The 15,900-nt window shown below is 60.3% G+C and carries 15 protein-coding genes and 1 riboswitch; of the genes, 8 read left to right on the top strand and 7 right to left on the bottom strand.

Annotated elements, in window-relative coordinates:
- Positions 1 to 87: 87 nt before the first annotated feature.
- From AC3IP0_RS26535 to AC3IP0_RS26525, 3 genes are all read left to right on the top strand, one after another.
- Entirely contained in the window at positions 88 to 1,836 is a 1,749-nt protein-coding gene (locus AC3IP0_RS26535; RefSeq protein WP_489326242.1) for an FAD-dependent oxidoreductase, read from the top strand.
- Between the two features lie 266 nt (positions 1,837 to 2,102).
- A complete protein-coding gene (locus AC3IP0_RS26530; protein ID WP_489317525.1) occupies positions 2,103 to 2,654 on the top strand; it encodes a cytochrome b in 552 nt (183 codons plus the stop codon).
- Between the two features lie 32 nt (positions 2,655 to 2,686).
- Positions 2,687 to 3,274 carry a YceI family protein gene (locus AC3IP0_RS26525; RefSeq protein WP_150755123.1) on the top strand — a complete coding sequence of 196 codons (588 nt, stop codon included), beginning with the start codon at positions 2,687 to 2,689 and terminating at the stop codon, positions 3,272 to 3,274.
- A gap of 246 nt (positions 3,275 to 3,520) precedes the next feature.
- Here AC3IP0_RS26525 and rhlE2 read toward each other — a convergent pair whose 3' ends face one another.
- The 4 genes from rhlE2 to ahcY all read right to left on the bottom strand — a co-directional run bounded on the left by rhlE2 (position 3,521) and on the right by ahcY (position 9,041).
- On the bottom strand, positions 3,521 to 5,389 hold the full coding sequence (gene rhlE2 / locus AC3IP0_RS26520) for an RNA helicase RhlE2 (RefSeq protein ID WP_489317524.1): 1,869 nt from the start codon (positions 5,387 to 5,389) through the stop codon (positions 3,521 to 3,523).
- A 223-nt stretch (positions 5,390 to 5,612) separates the two neighbouring features.
- Positions 5,613 to 6,431, bottom strand: a complete 819-nt coding sequence (locus tag AC3IP0_RS26515; RefSeq protein ID WP_489317523.1) for a substrate-binding periplasmic protein — start codon at positions 6,429 to 6,431, stop codon at positions 5,613 to 5,615.
- Positions 6,432 to 6,624: 193 nt separating this feature from the next.
- Complete coding sequence (metF, locus tag AC3IP0_RS26510) at positions 6,625 to 7,470, bottom strand: methylenetetrahydrofolate reductase [NAD(P)H] (protein ID WP_056726523.1); 846 nt, start codon at positions 7,468 to 7,470, stop codon at positions 6,625 to 6,627.
- A gap of 161 nt (positions 7,471 to 7,631) precedes the next feature.
- On the bottom strand, positions 7,632 to 9,041 hold the full coding sequence (gene ahcY / locus AC3IP0_RS26505) for an adenosylhomocysteinase (RefSeq protein WP_489326240.1): 1,410 nt from the start codon (positions 9,039 to 9,041) through the stop codon (positions 7,632 to 7,634).
- 23 nt (positions 9,042 to 9,064) lie between these two features.
- Positions 9,065 to 9,167, bottom strand: a riboswitch (S-adenosyl-L-homocysteine riboswitch).
- Positions 9,168 to 9,365: 198 nt separating this feature from the next.
- Here ahcY and AC3IP0_RS26500 point away from each other — a divergent pair.
- Positions 9,366 to 9,770, top strand: coding sequence for an acyl-CoA thioesterase (locus AC3IP0_RS26500; RefSeq protein WP_008050263.1), 405 nt, complete (start codon positions 9,366 to 9,368; stop codon positions 9,768 to 9,770).
- A gap of 175 nt (positions 9,771 to 9,945) precedes the next feature.
- Entirely contained in the window at positions 9,946 to 10,842 is an 897-nt protein-coding gene (locus AC3IP0_RS26495) for a formate/nitrite transporter family protein (protein ID WP_489317521.1), read from the top strand.
- A gap of 3 nt (positions 10,843 to 10,845) precedes the next feature.
- On the opposite strand, the gene AC3IP0_RS26490 is transcribed toward AC3IP0_RS26495, so the two are convergent.
- Positions 10,846 to 12,015: an MFS transporter gene (locus tag AC3IP0_RS26490; RefSeq protein WP_056726527.1), complete on the bottom strand. Its 1,170-nt coding sequence runs from the start codon at positions 12,013 to 12,015 to the stop codon at positions 10,846 to 10,848.
- 218 nt (positions 12,016 to 12,233) lie between these two features.
- Here AC3IP0_RS26490 and AC3IP0_RS26485 point away from each other — a divergent pair, with 218 nt between their 5' ends.
- Together AC3IP0_RS26485 and AC3IP0_RS26480 are read left to right on the top strand one after the other, a co-directional pair.
- On the top strand, positions 12,234 to 13,067 hold the full coding sequence (locus tag AC3IP0_RS26485; protein WP_057712956.1) for an EamA family transporter: 834 nt from the start codon (positions 12,234 to 12,236) through the stop codon (positions 13,065 to 13,067).
- Between the two features lie 31 nt (positions 13,068 to 13,098).
- Positions 13,099 to 13,482, top strand: a complete 384-nt coding sequence (locus tag AC3IP0_RS26480; RefSeq protein ID WP_489317519.1) for an MAPEG family protein — start codon at positions 13,099 to 13,101, stop codon at positions 13,480 to 13,482.
- Between the two features lie 90 nt (positions 13,483 to 13,572).
- On the opposite strand, the gene mltA is transcribed toward AC3IP0_RS26480, so the two are convergent.
- Complete coding sequence (gene mltA, locus AC3IP0_RS26475) at positions 13,573 to 14,745, bottom strand: murein transglycosylase A (RefSeq protein ID WP_489317518.1); 1,173 nt, start codon at positions 14,743 to 14,745, stop codon at positions 13,573 to 13,575.
- A 128-nt stretch (positions 14,746 to 14,873) separates the two neighbouring features.
- Here mltA and AC3IP0_RS26470 point away from each other — a divergent pair, with 128 nt between their 5' ends.
- Positions 14,874 to 15,323 (top strand): c-type cytochrome, encoded by a 450-nt coding sequence (locus tag AC3IP0_RS26470; RefSeq protein WP_489317517.1) that lies wholly within the window; start codon positions 14,874 to 14,876, stop codon positions 15,321 to 15,323.
- A 176-nt stretch (positions 15,324 to 15,499) separates the two neighbouring features.
- Here AC3IP0_RS26470 and AC3IP0_RS26465 read toward each other — a convergent pair whose 3' ends face one another.
- Positions 15,500 to 15,895 (bottom strand): DUF1090 domain-containing protein, encoded by a 396-nt coding sequence (locus AC3IP0_RS26465; protein ID WP_489317516.1) that lies wholly within the window; start codon positions 15,893 to 15,895, stop codon positions 15,500 to 15,502.
- Between the last annotated feature and the right edge of the window lie 5 nt (positions 15,896 to 15,900).

Here is a 15,900-nt window from a genome sequence, read left to right as displayed (position 1 = left end):
CTGAAGGCTGACGTATCCTTCGCGGTTCTTGAGCCGTCTGGCTCGCAAAAACTGCTGTTTTCCTCGTGTGATTCCGGAGTTCGCTGAATGTCTGTCGGTTGGCTGCGCGCCTGTGCGCTGGTGATGTTGGGGCTGTTCAGCGTGTCTGCGCTGGCCAAGGATAAAACCGCGATCGTGATCGGCGGTGGCCTGTCGGGCCTGACTGCCGCGTATGAGCTGCAGAACAAGGGCTGGCAGGTCACCTTGCTGGAAGCCAAGTCGAGCCTGGGCGGTCGTTCCGGCATGGCCACCAGCGAGTGGATCGGCAACGACAAGGTCCAGCCGGTGCTGAACAAGTACATATCGAATTTAAAGCTGAGCACCACGCCGGCCCCTGAGTTTGTGCGGACCCCGAGCTACCTGATCGATGGCGAGTATTTCTCCGCCGCCGACCTGGCGACCAAGCAGCCGGCCACCGCCGAGGCGCTCAAGCGTTTCGACAAGACCGTGGACGACCTGGCGCGCTCGATCGACGACCCGCAGAACCCGGCCGCCAACAACACGTTGCACGCGCTGGATCAGATCAACGTGTCGAACTGGCTCGACAAGCAGAACCTGCCGGCCACCGCTCGCCAGTTGATCAACCAGCAGATCCGCACCCGCTACGACGAACCTTCGCGCTTGTCGCTGCTGTACTTCGCGCAGCAGAGCCGCGTCTACCGTGGCGTCTCCGATCGTGACCTGCGTGCTTCGCGCCTGGTCGGCGGCAGCACGGTGCTGGCCCAGGCCTTCGTCAAGCAGCTGAAAACCATCAAGACCAGCTCCCCGGTCTCGGCGATCATTCAGGACAAGGACGGCGTGACCGTCAAAGTCGACAGTGTCGGTTATAAAGCTGACTACGTTGTATTGGCCGTGCCGTTGCGCGCCCTGAACAAGGTCCAGATGATCCCGGCGCTGGACGCCCAGCACCTGGCGGCGATCAAGGGTACCAACTACGGTTGGCGCGACCAGATCATGCTCAAGTTCAAGACGCCGGTGTGGGAAAGCAAGGCGCGCATGTCTGGCGAGATCTACAGCAACACCGGCCTGGGGATGTTGTGGGTCGAGCCTGCCCTGAAGGGCGGTGCCAACGTGGTGATCAACCTGTCCGGCGACAACGCCCGCGTCATGCAGGCGTTCGGCGACAAGCAGATGGCCGATCAGGTGCTGATTCGCCTGCACGCTTTTTATCCACAGGCCCGTGGCTCGTTCACCGGTTATGAAATCCGTCGCTACAGCACCGACCCGTCGATGGGGGGCGCGTACCTGGCCTTCGGTCCGGGCCAGATCAGCAAGTTCTGGCGCCTGTGGGAACGCCCGATTCAGCGCGTAGCCTTCGCTGGCGAACACACCGACACCCTGTACCCTGGCACCCTGGAAGGCGCGCTGCGTACCGGTCAACGTGCAGCCGGCCAGGTTGAAGACCTGGCGGCGGGCAAGTCGTTCGAACCGGCGAAAGTGGGTCCGGTTGCCGTAGCGGCGGGTGCTGGTGCGGTGATGGCGAAGAAAGGCAATTTTTTCAGCAACCTGTTCGGCGGCTCGGATGACGAGAAGAAGCCAGAGCCGGTCAAGGCACCTGAGCCGGTAGCACCTGCTCCTGTGCCAGCACAAGCCCCGGCCGTTGCACCGGCTCTGGTCGAAGCACCGAAGCCGGCAACCCCGGCAAAAACCGAACCGGCCAAGAAGTCTCCGGCGAAACCGGCTGCCAAGACCGAGGCGAAAAAAGCCCCGGCCAAGGCTCCGGTGAAGAAAGCCGAGACGGCGAAGAAGCCAGTGGCTAAACCTGCGGCGACTCCGACAGCGGATGCCAAGGCGTAGTAACGTTCAGGCGTAAAAAAAACGCGGCTCAAGGGCCGCGTTTTTTTTGCCTGGAGAAAAATCGGGACCAGAATCGAATAAACCTTTTGATACAGGTGTTCTCCGATTTGTATTCACTTTTTCTCACAATTTCGACTTTAATCTTTCCTTAATTCGCTGGCTTCAGACTGTTGATCGTATTTTTCGATATTTCAAAGCAAATTTTTCCGCTTTAATTCGATAGATAACTCGATAGTCTTGGGCCAGCACTTACAGGGATCTAGGCAATGCAGCTACGTAACTCTACCTCCCGCTACGGCTGGGTCAGTATCGTCATTCACTGGGTTGTGGCACTGGCGGTCTTCGGTCTGTTCGCGCTTGGGCTGTGGATGGTCGGGCTCGACTACTACAGCACCTGGCGCAAAGACGCGCCGGACCTGCACAAGAGCATCGGCCTGGTGTTGCTGGGTGTGATGTTGCTGCGGGTGCTGTGGCGCTTCATCAGCCCACCGCCACCGACCCTGTCCAGCTACAGCCGCATGACGCGCCTCGGCGCCAGGTTCGGCCATGGCTTTCTGTACCTCAGTCTGTTTGCCGTGTTGATTGCCGGTTACCTGATTTCCACCGCAGAAGGTGTCGGTATCCCGGTGTTTGGCTTGTTTGAAGTCCCTGCGCTGGTATCCGGACTGCCGGACCAGGCAGATACCGCTGGCGTGATTCACCTCTATCTGGCGTGGGTGCTGGTAATTTTTTCAGGCCTCCATGCGTTGGCAGCATTGAAGCACCACTTTATCGATCGTGATGTGACCCTCAAGCGAATGCTGGGTCGCAACTCCTGAAGTTCAACCTCGACTCCAAAGGAAAACAAAGCATGTTGAAAAAGACTCTGGCCGCTCTGGCAATCGGCTCCGCCCTGTTGTCCGCCGGTAACGTAATGGCCGCTGACTACGTGGTTGACAAAGAAGGCCAGCACGCCTTTGTTGACTTCAAGGTCAGCCACCTGGGCTACAGCTTCATCACCGGTACTTTCAAGGACATCGACGGCAAGTTCAGCTTCGACGCTGCCAAGCCTGAAGACAGCAAGATCGAGTTCAACGTGAACACCGCCAGCGTGTTCACCAACAACGCCGAGCGCGACAAGCACATCGCCAGCAAAGACTTCCTGAACGCCAGCAAAGCCAAGTTTGTTTCCACCAGCGTCAAACCCACCGGCAAAAACGCCGCTGGCAAGGACACTGCTGACGTAGCTGGCGACCTGACGATCCTCGGTGTAACCAAGCCAATCGTGGTCAAGGCCACTTTCCTGGGCGAAGGCAAGGATCCATGGGGCGGCTACCGTGCAGGCTTTGAGGGTACTTTCAGCCTCAAGCGTTCCGATTTCGGCAAGCAGAAAGACCTGGGCCCATCGTCCGATGCGGTTGAGATGTACGTGACCTTTGAAGGCGTCAAGGCGAAGTAACTTTCGCGCCTGACCCAAAAACGCCCCTGATCTTGCGATCAGGGGCGTTTTTTATTGCCGTGCGCTATCTGCCAGATTACGCAAACCTGTGGGAGCGAGCTTGCTCGCGATAGCGGTCAAACATTCAACATTGAAGGTAACTGATCCACCGCCATCGCGAGCAAGCTCGCTCCCACAGGGTTTTGTACTGATCAAAAAAAATGCCCCGGCTCTTTCGAACCGGGGCATTTTCATTGCAGCGATAACTCAGCGATTGCGGGTCAGCAGCGCTGGTTTCTCACCACGAGGACGGCTTGGCAGTTGATCCAGCTGCTCAGGTGTCGGGAAGCGGTCAGCCTTCGACTCCTTGTGCATGATCTTCGGCGCCGGACCGCGCGGGTTCTGTACGGCAGGCTCCGAACGCGGCTGGTCGTCACGGGCCGGGCGGCGATTGCGCGAGTCTTCGCGGCGGGCCTGGCCGTCGCGCGGTGCGCCACTGCGAGGACCGCTACGCTTGGCCGGTGGGGTGCCGGTGCTGGCGCCATCGCTGTTGCGCGGACCGTTCTGGCGACCTTGTGGCTTGCCGGAACGTGGAGCGCCCGAACCTGCCGCGGTGCCTTGTGCCGGAGCACCCGGACGGCGACCACGGCCTTGAGCAGGTTTCTGCTGTGGCACGTAGTCGACGCGGTTGCCGAAGTTATCGATATCGTCGTCCAGGAACTCGTCCGGGGCACGGTCAGCGGCGGCACGAGGAGGCTGCGACGGACGCTGTTCGCGAGCCGGAGTGCCTTCACGTGGCTTCTGCTGACGGGCCGGGCGCTCACCGCGCTCGCCGGCCGGTTTTTCCTTGCCCTTGTCCTTGCCTTTGTCCTTGCGACCGCCGCCGCCACCGCTGCCGTTCGGACCGTCGCCGCGCGGGCCACGTGGATTGCGTGGGTTACGCATGTCCGGACGCTCGCGCACTTCAGGTTTTTCCGCCTCGATGGTGCTGGCATCGAAGCCCATCAGGTCGCCGTCGGCGATTTTCTGCCTGGTCATGCGTTCGATGCTTTTCAGCAGTTTCTCTTCGTCCGGGGCTACCAGCGAAATCGCCTCGCCCGAACGACCGGCACGGCCGGTACGACCGATACGGTGCACGTAGTCTTCATCGACGTTCGGCAGTTCGAAGTTGACCACGTGTGGCAACTGGTCGATGTCCAGGCCACGGGCGGCGATGTCGGTGGCCACCAGGATGCGCACGGTGCCGGCCTTGAAGTCGGCCAGGGCTTTTGTGCGGGCGTTCTGGCTCTTGTTGCCGTGGATCGCGACGGCGCTCAGGCCGTGCTTGTCCAGGTACTCGGCCAGGCGGTTGGCGCCGTGCTTGGTGCGGGTGAACACCAGTACCTGTTCCCAGGCGCCAGCGGTGATCAGGTGCGCCAGCAGCGAACGCTTGTGGCTGGCCGGCAGACGGAATACGCGCTGTTCGATACGCTCGACTGTGGTGTTCGGCGGCGTGACTTCGATGCGTTCCGGGTTGTGCAGCAACTTGCCGGCGAGGTCGGTGATGTCCTTGGAGAAGGTCGCCGAGAACAGCAGGTTCTGGCGTTTGGCCGGCAGACGGGCCAGGACCTTTTTCACGTCATGGACGAAGCCCATGTCGAGCATGCGGTCGGCTTCGTCCAGCACGAGGATTTCCACGTGGGACAGATCGACGCTGCCTTGGCCGGCCAGGTCGAGCAGGCGGCCAGGGCAGGCCACCAGCACGTCTACACCACGGGACATGGCCTGAACCTGCGGGTTCATGCCGACACCGCCGAAGATGCAGGCGCTGACGAACTTCAGGTCACGGGCATAGACCTTGAAGCTTTCATGCACTTGGGCTGCGAGTTCGCGAGTCGGGGTCAGGACCAGTACGCGCGGCTGGCGCGGACCGTGACGTTGGGATTTGTCCGGGTGACCGTTGGGGAACAACCGCTCCAGGATCGGAAGGGCGAAACCGCCGGTTTTACCAGTACCTGTCTGTGCCGCGACCATCAGGTCGCGACCTTGCAACACGGCGGGAATGGCCCGCTGTTGCACCGGAGTAGGCTCGGTATAGCCCGCTGCCTCGATGGCGCGGACTAAAGCCTCGGAGAGACCGAGGGAAGCAAAGGACATGAGTAATCCTGTTTTAAGTTAGGGCTTGGCCCAATGGGAGTCTTGCCTGGCGCGAATCGCGTTTAAGAGGACGCAATCCCGTCCGGTCCTGCTGGGTCTCGAAGGCTCGTCTGCAAGCGCTCGCGCGGGCTGAAAGCTGCGCAGTAGCGGGGTTGAGATGCCTTTAACGATTCCGAGCGTCCGGGCGTGAGCCTGGCGGGAAGGCCGGAGTATAACAGAGCAATCACTGCGCGCCGCTTTCCTGCTGCTCAACGGTTTTTTCCGCGGCAGCCGTGGCCTTTTCTGCCTTCACGCTGGCTGCCGGTTCCGCGCCGTAGCGGGCACTCAGTTCAGCGTAGGCGGGCTCGCGCTTGAAGCGCTTGAGTTCGGCGCCGAAACGCTGGACCAGCAGATCCATGCCCGCATTGCGCCGTACCGCGAGAAACTGGCTTTGCTGGCTGATGATCGTGGGGTTTTCGGTGATCTTGTCGCGGATGCCCAGTTCGTCGAGCAAATGCTGGCCGACCCGGCGATCGGTGATCAGCAGGTCAATTCGTCCGCGTACCAGTTTGCCGAAGTTGGCTTCATGGGTGGGGGCCGGCTCGCGGGTGAACAGCGTCGAATCGCTGAAATCCTTGCTGTACAGGTAACCTGGCGAGGTGCCGATGGTCAGGCCTTGCAAGTCATCGAGGGTGCGAAACGGATGGGGCCGTTCATTGGCGTAGAACATCACGAACTGGACTTCAGACAGTGGTTCGCTGGGGTAGAGCAGGGTCGCATCGCGTTCGTCGCTGTGAAAGATGTCCAGCGCGCCGTCGGCCTGGCCTGATTCAAGCATCGACAGGCAGCGTTTCCATGGCAGGAATTGCCACTCCACTTCGATGCCCAGGCGCTTGAAGACAATGGCGGTGGTTTCGTAGTCCAGACCCAGGGATTTGCCGTTGTTGTCTTCGTATACGTAGGGCGCCCACGGCTCCGTGACAATGCGCAGCTTCTCGCCCCGGGCGGTAAAGCTCAGGCAAGTGAAGACAAGCACGGCGACTAACTGCGTGATCAAAGGCATGGGCTTGAGATTACGACGAGAAACCGGAAAGAGCCAGAAACTGACCGCAGATGCTCTAACTCCGTGGATTGCCGCACATTAATAGTGCGTTGAAAGCAAAAGATCGCAGCCTGCGGCAGCTCCTACAGGGAATACACATTTCTCTGTAGGAGCTGCCGCAGGCTGCGATCTTTTGGCCTTGCTTTAACGACTTTTAACGCGGCAACTTCAGGTTGTTCCACACCGCCAGGCTCGCTTCAGCCTGGTTCAGGGTGTAGAAGTGCAGCCCTGGAGCGCCACCCTGCAGCAGTTGTTCGCACATCTCGGTGATGACCTGTTCGCCAAAGCGCTGAATGCTCTGGGTGTCGTCGCCGTAGGCTTCCAGTTGCTTGCGGATCCAGCGCGGGATTTCCGCACCGCAGGCATCGGAGAAGCGCGCCAGCTTGCTGTAGTTGGTGATCGGCATGATGCCCGGCACGATCGGGATGTTCACACCCAGCGCCCGCACGCGTTCCACGAAGTAGAAGTAGCAGTCGGCGTTGAAAAAGTACTGGGTGATCGCGCTGTCGGCGCCAGCTTTGGCCTTGCGCACGAAGTTGGCCACATCGTCTTCGAAATTGCGCGCTTGCGGATGCATTTCCGGGTAAGCGGCGACTTCGATGTGGAAGTGATCACCGGTTTCTTCACGAATGAATTCAACCAGGTCATTGGCGTGGCGCATTTCACCGCTGGCCATGCCCATGCCCGAAGGCAGGTCGCCGCGCAGGGCGACGATACGCTTGATGCCGGCGGCCTTGTACTGGGCCAGCAGGCCGCGCAGGTCAGCTTTGCTATCGCCCACGCAGGACAGGTGCGGGGCGGCAGGGATTTTGACTTCGCTTTCTAGCTGCAACACGGTGTTCAGCGTGCGATCACGGGTCGAACCGCCGGCGCCGTAGGTGCAGGAGAAGAAATCGGGGTTGTAGGCGGCCAGCTGGCGAGCAGTGGCGAGCAGCTTTTCTTGCCCGGCATCGGTCTTCGTAGGGAAGAACTCGAAGCTGTAGCGACGATCTTGGGACATGGTCATATCCTTGGAAACTCGAAAGCCAAACGGTGTGTCCGTCACGACGCCTTCGCTGGCAAGCCAGCTCCTGCAAGTGCGACATAAACCCTGTAGGAGCTGGCTTGCCAGCGAACCAGACAACACGGTGCGCCAGGCACACCGTGTTGTCATTTAAGGTATCAGTAGCGGTAAGCGTGCGGCTTGAACGGACCTTCGACGGTCACGCCGATGTAGTCGGCCTGGGTCTTGGTCAGTTGAGTCACTACGCCGCCGAAGCCGCGGACCATTTCCAGGGCCACTTCTTCGTCGAGTTTCTTCGGCAGTACTTCAACGGTCAGGCGCTCGGCTTTCTGGGCTGGCGACAGGTCGGCGTACTTCTGGCCGAACAGGAAGATCTGCGCCAGAACCTGGTTGGCGAACGAACCGTCCATGATGCGGCTAGGGTGGCCGGTGGCGTTACCCAGGTTAACCAGACGGCCTTCGGCCAGCAGGATCAGGTAGTCGTCGTTGTGCGGATCGAAATCGCCAGCGCCGGTACGGTGGATCTTGTGAACCTGCGGCTTCACTTCTTCCCATGCCCAGTTCTTGCGCATGAAAGCGGTGTCGATTTCGTTGTCGAAGTGACCGATGTTGCAGACAACGGCACGCTTCTTCAGGGCCTTGAGCATGTTTGCGTCGCAAACATTGACGTTACCGGTGGTGGTCACGATCAGGTCGATCTTGCCCAGCAGTGCCTTGTCGATGCTCGCTTCAGTACCGGTGTTGATACCGTCGATGAACGGCGAAACCAGTTCGAAACCGTCCATGCAGGCTTGCATGGCGCAGATCGGGTCGACTTCGGAGACTTTAACGATCATGCCTTCCTGACGCAGGGACTGGGCCGAACCCTTGCCCACGTCGCCGTAGCCGATGACCAGCGCTTGCTTGCCGGACAGCAGGTGGTCGGTGCCGCGCTTGATCGCATCGTTCAGGCTGTGACGGCAGCCGTACTTGTTGTCGTTCTTGCTCTTGGTCACCGAGTCGTTGACGTTGATGGCCGGGATTTTCAGCTCGCCCTTGGCCAGCATGTCCAGCAGGCGGTGAACGCCTGTGGTGGTTTCTTCGGTCACGCCGTGAACGCGGTCCAGAACGGCCGGGTATTTCTTGTGCAGCAGTTCGGTCAGGTCGCCGCCGTCGTCGAGGATCATGTTGGCATCCCAAGGCGCGCCATCTTTCAGAATGGTTTGCTCCAGGCACCACTCGTACTCTTGTTCAGTCTCGCCTTTCCAGGCGAAAATAGGGATGCCGGCAGCGGCGATGGAAGCGGCGGCCTGGTCCTGAGTCGAGAAAATGTTGCAGGACGACCAGCGCACTTCGGCACCCAGGGCAACCAGGGTTTCGATCAGCACGGCAGTCTGAATGGTCATGTGGATGCAGCCGAGGATCTTCGCGCCCTTGAGCGGTTGCTCTTCGGAGTACTTGCGACGCAGACCCATCAGGGCTGGCATTTCGGATTCGGCGATGATGGTTTCGCGACGGCCCCAGGCAGCCAGGGACATGTCGGCGACTTTGTAGTCGGTAAAATCTGCAGGCGTGATAACAGCGCTCATGAAGAGCCTCCATTCGTAATGTATGCGAATGGGCGCCGTTGTGCGTTTAGTGTCCAGCCACTGAAGGCCAGGCAACGCCCCATCCGAGCCTGACAGGTCGAACCTGCTGCAGCGCCCCTCGGACAGGTGGCGGGAAAACGGTATCAAGTAGAGGTTACCGTTTTGAAACGGTGGCGATTATAGCGGGCTATGCCGATCTTCCAAAGCGTTTCTGTCGGTCAATGTCCGAACGGTAATCGAGACCATAGACGATGCTCAATAGAGCTCTAGGTCGGGCTCTGCCATGATGGTCAGCATCATTCGGCAAGACGCTCAGGAGTGAACATGAACTTCCACACCCGCAAATGGGTAAAACCCGAAGACCTCAACCCCAACGGCACGCTGTTTGGCGGCAGCCTGCTGCGCTGGATCGACGAAGAGGCGGCGATCTACGCCATCGTTCAGTTGGGCAACCAGCGTGTGGTCACCAAGTACATTTCCGAAATCAACTTCGTCAGCGCCTCGCGCCAGGGCGACATCATCGAACTGGGCATCACGGCGACCGAATTCGGCCGAACTTCGATCACCCTGACGTGTGAAGTGCGTAACAAGATCACCCGCAAGAGCATCCTCACCGTTGAAAAAATGGTGTTCGTGAACCTCGGTGAAGACGGCTTGCCGGCGCCTCACGGCCGGACCGAGATCAAGTACGTCAAGGACCAGTTCCAGGATGATGACGCCGGTCAGTAACATCTGCGTTGCTTTCTTCGCGAGCAAGCCCGCTCCCACAGGTACAGCGCCGTCCATGTGGGAGCGGGCTTGCTCGCGAAAGCGGTTCTGTATTCACCGAAGAATTGTCTGAGTACTGAACAGCCGTGAACCCCGCGTGTCGTAGCTAAATAGCCCGCCACCGGTTGCGCATCCCATGAACTCGGCACAAGACGGCAAGACCCCGAACCTTTCGGCGCAAGAAGAGCACGAAGTCGAAAAGAGCCAGCCACCCCGTGCCGCGGTGCTGCACGAGATCATCCGTACCCAGGGCGATCAGGAACTGGACCGCAGCATTGGCGCGTTGTGGTGGTCGGCGCTGGCGGCGGGGTTGACCATGGGCCTGTCGCTGATGGGCATGGGGTTGCTCAATTCGCGCTTGCCGGATGGCGAAGGATTCAAGGTGTTCGCGAGTTTCGGTTATTGCGCCGGTTTTCTCGCGGTGATCCTCGCCCGTCAGCAACTGTTCACCGAAAACACTCTGACCGCCGTGCTGCCGGTGATGACCAGGCCGACGCTGGCCAACTTCGGCCGGCTGCTACGGCTGTGGACGGTGGTATTGGTCGGCAACCTCTGTGGCACCTTGCTGGTGGCGTACGTGATGCTGGAACTGCCGATTTTCGACAGCAAGACCGATGTCGCCTTCCTCGATATCGGCCGCAAGGTCATGGAAAACCACGCCAGCCAGATGTTCGCCAAGGGCATCATTTCCGGATGGATGATCGCCACCATGGTCTGGATGATCCCGTCCATGGAGAGCGCCAAGATGTGGATCATCATCCTCATCACCTACCTCATGGCGCTGGGGGATTTCACCCACATCGTGGTCGGTTCGCTGGAGGTTTCGTATCTGGTATTTGCCGGCGAGTTGCCGTGGAGTGATTTCTGGCTGGTGTTCGCCGGGCCGACGCTGGCGGGGAACATCATCGGTGGCAGTTTTATTTTCGCGCTGATCAGCCATGCGCAGATTCGCAGCGAAAGCGGGTCGCCGAAAAAATCAGCGGATCAGAGCGAGGCGCCCGATCCGCAGCAGATCAAAAAACCATCAAGGTGATGTTCAGCCCACTACATCGAGTGCAGCCGCACCGCGACGCTGGCGATAGATGAAGAACAGTGCAGTCACCACAGTCAGTCCGCTGACCAGCGCGCCGGTCCAGGGCAGGTCTGCCAGATCGGCGCCGCTGGCCACCACCAGCCCGCCGATCCAGGCGCCGGCCGCGTTGCCCAGGTTGAAGGCGCTCTGGTTCAGGGTCGAGCCCAGGTTCGGTGCCTCGTGGGCCTGATCGATGATCAGCAGTTGCAGGATCGGGCACAGGGCGAAGGCGAATGTCCCCCACAGCACCAGCGTGATTGCCGCCGGGATCACCGAATGGCTGGTTTGCGTGAATGCCGCCAGCACCACCAGCACCGCCAGCGCCATGCCCACCAGCGAAGGCAGCAAGCGGCTGTCCGCCAGACGACCACCGAGCATGCTGCCGGCGGTCAAGCCAACGCCGAACAACAGCAGCATGATGGTGACGCCGTGGGGGCTGACACCGGTGATGTCTTGCAGGATCGGCGCAATGTAAGTGAACACACTGAACAGGCTGGTCGAGGCCAGCACACTCATGCCCAGGGCCAGCAGTACGTTGGCCTTGCCCAGCACCTTGAACTCGCTGGCCAGGTTGGCCTTATCCATCGCGATGTTTTTCGGCAGCCAGACCCATTGCGCAATCGCCGCCAGAACCCCGATCACCGACACTGCCCAGAAGGTCGAGCGCCAGCCTGCGTATTGCCCGAGTGCTGTGCCCAGCGGCACGCCGAGCACGTTGGCCAGGGTCAGGCCGGTGAACATCATGGCAATCGCCTGAGCGCGTTTGTTGGGGGCCACCAGCCCGGCGGCCACCACCGAGCCGATGCCGAAAAATGCGCCGTGGCACAGTGCCGTGATCACGCGCGCGGCCATCAGCGTGGCGTAGTTCGGCGCCAGCGCGCAGAGCATGTTGCCGAGGATGAACATCAGCGTCATGCCCAACAGCGTGGCCTTGCGCGGCATGTTGGCGGTGCCGACGGCGAGGATCGGTGCACCGAACACCACGCCCAGGGCGTAGCCGGTGATCAGCAGCCCGGCATCGGGAATGCTCACGCTGAGGTCGCGGGCGACATCGGGCAAAAGACCCATGATGACGAATTCAGTGGTGCCGATGCCGAACGCGGCAACAGCGAGGGCAAGCAAAGCGAGTGGCATGCGCAAGGTCTCTGTCGGTAGTCTTGACGCTGTGATCAGGCATACGCAGGCCGACGACCGTTCTCGACGAGAGCGGGCCGGGCAGAATTTTTATTGGAATTAGTCTGTGCGCAACTGAGTGCGGCGTGGTCGCTTGCAGTATAAACAGCCACTGAAATATGGCGAATCAATTCTCTGCGCCCCTACAAGGATCGTGGAGACAACAAAAGGAGTAGGCCGTGCTTGCGACGGCGTTGGTGTTGGTGGCGGCGCTGTTGCATGCGGCGTGGAATACCCTGATCAAGTTCAGTGCGGAACGACTGTTGGTGGTGGCCTGCATGGACAGCGTGGCGCTGCTCTTTGTCGTGCTGATGTTGCCGTTCCTGAGCGTGCCGCCACTGGAGATCTGGCCGTGGATCCTGGCATCGGCGGCCTTCGAGTTGCTCTATCGCTATTTGCTGATCCAGGCCTATCGGGTCGGCGATCTCGGGCTGGTCTATCCATTGATGCGCGGCCTGTCACCGTTGGTGGTGCTGGCGCTGACGCTGATCTTTGCCGGGGAAGTGCTGACCCATCAGCAGATTTTCGGCATCCTGCTGATCCCGTTCGGCATGCTGTGCCTGCTCTGGCAGGGCGGTGGCGGTGCGCGTTTGCCGTGGTCGATGTTGCCGGTGGTGGCGCTGATCGGCCTGTGTATCGGTTGCTACACCTACATTGACGGGCAGGCATTGCGGCGCTGGTCCCATCCACTGGATTACCTGGTCTGGGTCACCTTGCTCAGTGCCTGGCCGTTTCCGCTGTTGGCGTTGGTGCGCAAACGGCCCGCGTTCATGTTGTTCTGGCGCGAGCAGTGGCGATTGGGCCTGGCCGTCGGGTTCTGCGTGTTGTTCAGCTACGCTCTGGTGCTGTGGGCGATGCAATTGGGCTCGATTGCAGAGGCGGCGGCGTTGCGCGAGATCAGCGTAATCCTGGTGGTGCTGTTTGGCATGCGTTACCTCAAAGAACCCTTTGGCGGGCCGCGCCTCTTAGCTTGTGGGCTGGTGCTGATCGGCATTTTGGTCATGAAATTTTGACTGTTCTGAAACGTGAAGAAGGGACTGCTTTATGACGGTTGCTCTGTGGTGCATTTTGATCGCGATTTTCCTGCCGTACGTGTGCACGGCCGTGGCGAAGGTCAGCGGCGGATACGGTTTGAGACACAATCATGATCCACGAGGGTTTCTCGATTCCCTGGAGGGTTTGGGCAAGCGGGCGAATGCAGCGCAGCTGAACAGTTTTGAAGTGACGCCGGCGTTCGCAGCCGCGGTGATCGTGGCGCACCTGGCAGGTAACGCCGAATTGGTGACAATCAATGTGTTGTCGGTGTTGTTCATCACCAGCCGTCTGCTCTACATCATTTTCTATCTGACAGACCTGGCGACGCTGCGGTCGTTGATGTGGTTCGTGGGGATGGGGTTGATCGTGAGTTTCTTTGTGGTGTCGGTTTAAAGGCAAGATCAAAGGATCGCAGGCTTCGCCAGCTCCTACCGGGTGTCGAGTGTGCCTGTAGGAGCTGGCGAAGCCTGCGATCTTTTGACGTTAAAGTTTGTCCGCCACCTGCGGCACTTGCGGTAGCACCGCACCTTTGGGCCAGAGCATCCAGATCTGCCCCTGCTGTTTCATGTCCCCGGCCAGTTGCCCGGCCGCATCGCCGGTGCCCCAGAACAGATCCGCCCGAACCTCGCCGGCAATGGCGCCGCCGGTGTCCTGTGCTGCCACCGGGCGAACCAGGGCAGTGCCGTCCGGTCTGGTGGTGGACAGCCATAACAGGCTGCCCAGCGGAATCACCTTGCGATCCACCGCCGCGCTGTAACCGGCGGTCAACGGTACGTTCAGCGAGCCGCGCGGACCTTCATTGCTGTCCGGGTTGCGGGTGAAGAACACGTAGCTGGGGTTGCTGCCGAGCAGTTCGGGAATTCGCGACGGATTGGCCTTGGCCCAGGTGCTGATGGCGCCCATGGTCACGTCTTCTTTTTTCAATTCGCCCTGTTCCACCAGCCAGCGGCCGATCGGTCGATACGGATGGCCGTTCTGATCGGCGTAGGCAATGCGCAACTGGCGACCATTGTCGAGCTGGATACGACCCGAACCCTGGATTTGCAGGAACTGCAGGTTCATCGGATCGGTCAGCCAGGCCACGACCGGCGCCTTGACCCCTTTGCTTTCGATGGCTGCCGCATCGTCGTACGGCTTGAGCACGCGACCTTCGAGTCGCCCGCGCAGGCGCTTGCCCTTGAGTTCCGGGTAAATGCTGTCGAGGGCGACGATGATCATGTCCTCGGGAACGCCATAGACCGGGACATTGGCAGCGCCAGTCTGGGTCAGGCTCCCGGGATAGACCGGTTCGTAGTAGCCGGTGATCAGGCCGTTGGGGTTGTCGTTGGCGGCCCGCAGGCCATAGACATCGAGGTTCTGTTTGAGAAAACCGCGAATGTCGCTGGCGGTTTGCGGCACATTGGCAGCCGCTGCGCAGGTACCACCCCAGACCGGGTCGGCCTTGAGTCGAGTGCAGGCGCTGCGCCAGGAACCGAAACCGGCGACCAGGTCGCTGTCGGACACCGCCGGCAGCGCTTCCCAAGTGGCGCTGGAGTAGGTGGCCAGGGCGTGGGTTTTCGGTTGTTGGTTGTCGCCGCCGGTGCAGCCTGCGAGCAGGGCCACCATCGGCAGAGTCCAGGTCAGGCTGTGACGCCATGCCTTGAAACGACTGTTCATGGGGTGATTCCTTTGCCGGTTACCTGAGCGCTCCATGTGCTCAAGCAACCCTTGTTGATAATAGGGCTATTGGTCTTTGCCGATGACGCGAGGATACTGGCCGCCGTTTCCAGTGACCTGAAGCCACCATGACTCTTAAAAGACTTTCTGTTGTATTGCTGGCCTGCCTGACGTTGTCCGCTTGTGGTGGTATCGACCCCAACTCGCCGCTCGGCCAGCGCAAGGCCATTTTCAAGCAGATGCTCAAGACTGGCGAAGACCTTGGCGGCATGTTGCGTGGACGCATTGCGTTCGATGGCCCGAAGTTCGCCGAGGGCGCGGTGAAACTCGATGGGTTGTCCCGTGAGCCGTGGCAGCATTTTCCGCAGGTGCGCGAGGAAGATCACACCAGCGCCAAGAGTGATGTCTGGGAGCAGCAGGCGCGCTTCCAGGCAATGGCCCGTGACCTTGAAGGCGCCACCGGAGAATTGGTGATCGCCAGCCAGGTTCAACCCTACAAGGCCAGCAACCTGGGGCCGGCGGTGCAGAAAGTCGAAGATGCTTGCAGTGCTTGTCATAAGGCGTTTCGGGATCATTGATTCTCGGCTGCGACGGTCTGCTGTTGTGGCGAGGGAGCTTGCTCCCGCTCGGCTGCGCAGCAGACGTTGATTGGCTGTCGGGTTCGATCTGATGTCCAGGATGGCTGGTTTGGGGCTACTTCGTAGCCCAGCGGGAGCAAGCTCCCTCGCCACGGTTAGCCTTGGGTGTTGCTTGTTTATTTATCCAGCTCATCCAATGCGTTCTGCAATTCCTTGCGGGCATCGGCGAGTTTGTCTTTGCGCTTGTTGATCTTGTCGGGGTCGCCTTTGCTCATGGCCTTGTCGAGGTCCGCCTGACGCTTGCTGACTTCGTGCTTGGCGTCGAGCACCTTGTTTTCCCGTTCCTTCTTCAGTGAGGCGTCGGTGCAGTTCGCTTCGACTTCGCTCAGTGCCTTTTCCAGGCCTGCCTGCTGGTCGGCGTTGCCGTGGACCTTGGCCAATTCGATCTGGTTGACGATACCTTGCTTCTTGGCGGCGCAACCGGTCAGCCCCGGCGCGTCCTCGTCCGCCATCAACGGGGTGGCCAGCACGCTGCAAAGGGTCAACAGGGCGAGCGGTGAAAGAAATTTCATAAAAG

The organism is Pseudomonas sp. GL_103, assembly GCF_057835175.1.
Note: the sequence above shows the minus strand (reverse complement) of the source record. Positions and strands in the feature narration are given on the sequence as shown.

What these genes read in the sequence shown, in the direction of transcription:
- AC3IP0_RS26535 (WP_489326242.1), top strand. Translation starts at nt 88, where the DNA reads ATGTCTGTCGGTTGGCTGCGCGCCTGTGCGCTGGTGATGTTGGGGCTG.
- AC3IP0_RS26530 (WP_489317525.1), top strand. Translation starts at nt 2,103, where the DNA reads ATGCAGCTACGTAACTCTACCTCCCGCTACGGCTGGGTCAGTATCGTC.
- AC3IP0_RS26525 (WP_150755123.1), top strand. Translation starts at nt 2,687, where the DNA reads ATGTTGAAAAAGACTCTGGCCGCTCTGGCAATCGGCTCCGCCCTGTTG.
- rhlE2 (WP_489317524.1), bottom strand. Translation starts at nt 5,389, where the DNA reads ATGTCCTTTGCTTCCCTCGGTCTCTCCGAGGCTTTAGTCCGCGCCATC.
- AC3IP0_RS26515 (WP_489317523.1), bottom strand. Translation starts at nt 6,431, where the DNA reads ATGCCTTTGATCACGCAGTTAGTCGCCGTGCTTGTCTTCACTTGCCTG.
- metF (WP_056726523.1), bottom strand. Translation starts at nt 7,470, where the DNA reads ATGTCCCAAGATCGTCGCTACAGCTTCGAGTTCTTCCCTACGAAGACC.
- ahcY (WP_489326240.1), bottom strand. Translation starts at nt 9,041, where the DNA reads ATGAGCGCTGTTATCACGCCTGCAGATTTTACCGACTACAAAGTCGCC.
- AC3IP0_RS26500 (WP_008050263.1), top strand. Translation starts at nt 9,366, where the DNA reads ATGAACTTCCACACCCGCAAATGGGTAAAACCCGAAGACCTCAACCCC.
- AC3IP0_RS26495 (WP_489317521.1), top strand. Translation starts at nt 9,946, where the DNA reads ATGAACTCGGCACAAGACGGCAAGACCCCGAACCTTTCGGCGCAAGAA.
- AC3IP0_RS26490 (WP_056726527.1), bottom strand. Translation starts at nt 12,015, where the DNA reads ATGCCACTCGCTTTGCTTGCCCTCGCTGTTGCCGCGTTCGGCATCGGC.
- AC3IP0_RS26480 (WP_489317519.1), top strand. Translation starts at nt 13,099, where the DNA reads ATGACGGTTGCTCTGTGGTGCATTTTGATCGCGATTTTCCTGCCGTAC.
- mltA (WP_489317518.1), bottom strand. Translation starts at nt 14,745, where the DNA reads ATGAACAGTCGTTTCAAGGCATGGCGTCACAGCCTGACCTGGACTCTG.
- AC3IP0_RS26470 (WP_489317517.1), top strand. Translation starts at nt 14,874, where the DNA reads ATGACTCTTAAAAGACTTTCTGTTGTATTGCTGGCCTGCCTGACGTTG.
- AC3IP0_RS26465 (WP_489317516.1), bottom strand. Translation starts at nt 15,895, where the DNA reads ATGAAATTTCTTTCACCGCTCGCCCTGTTGACCCTTTGCAGCGTGCTG.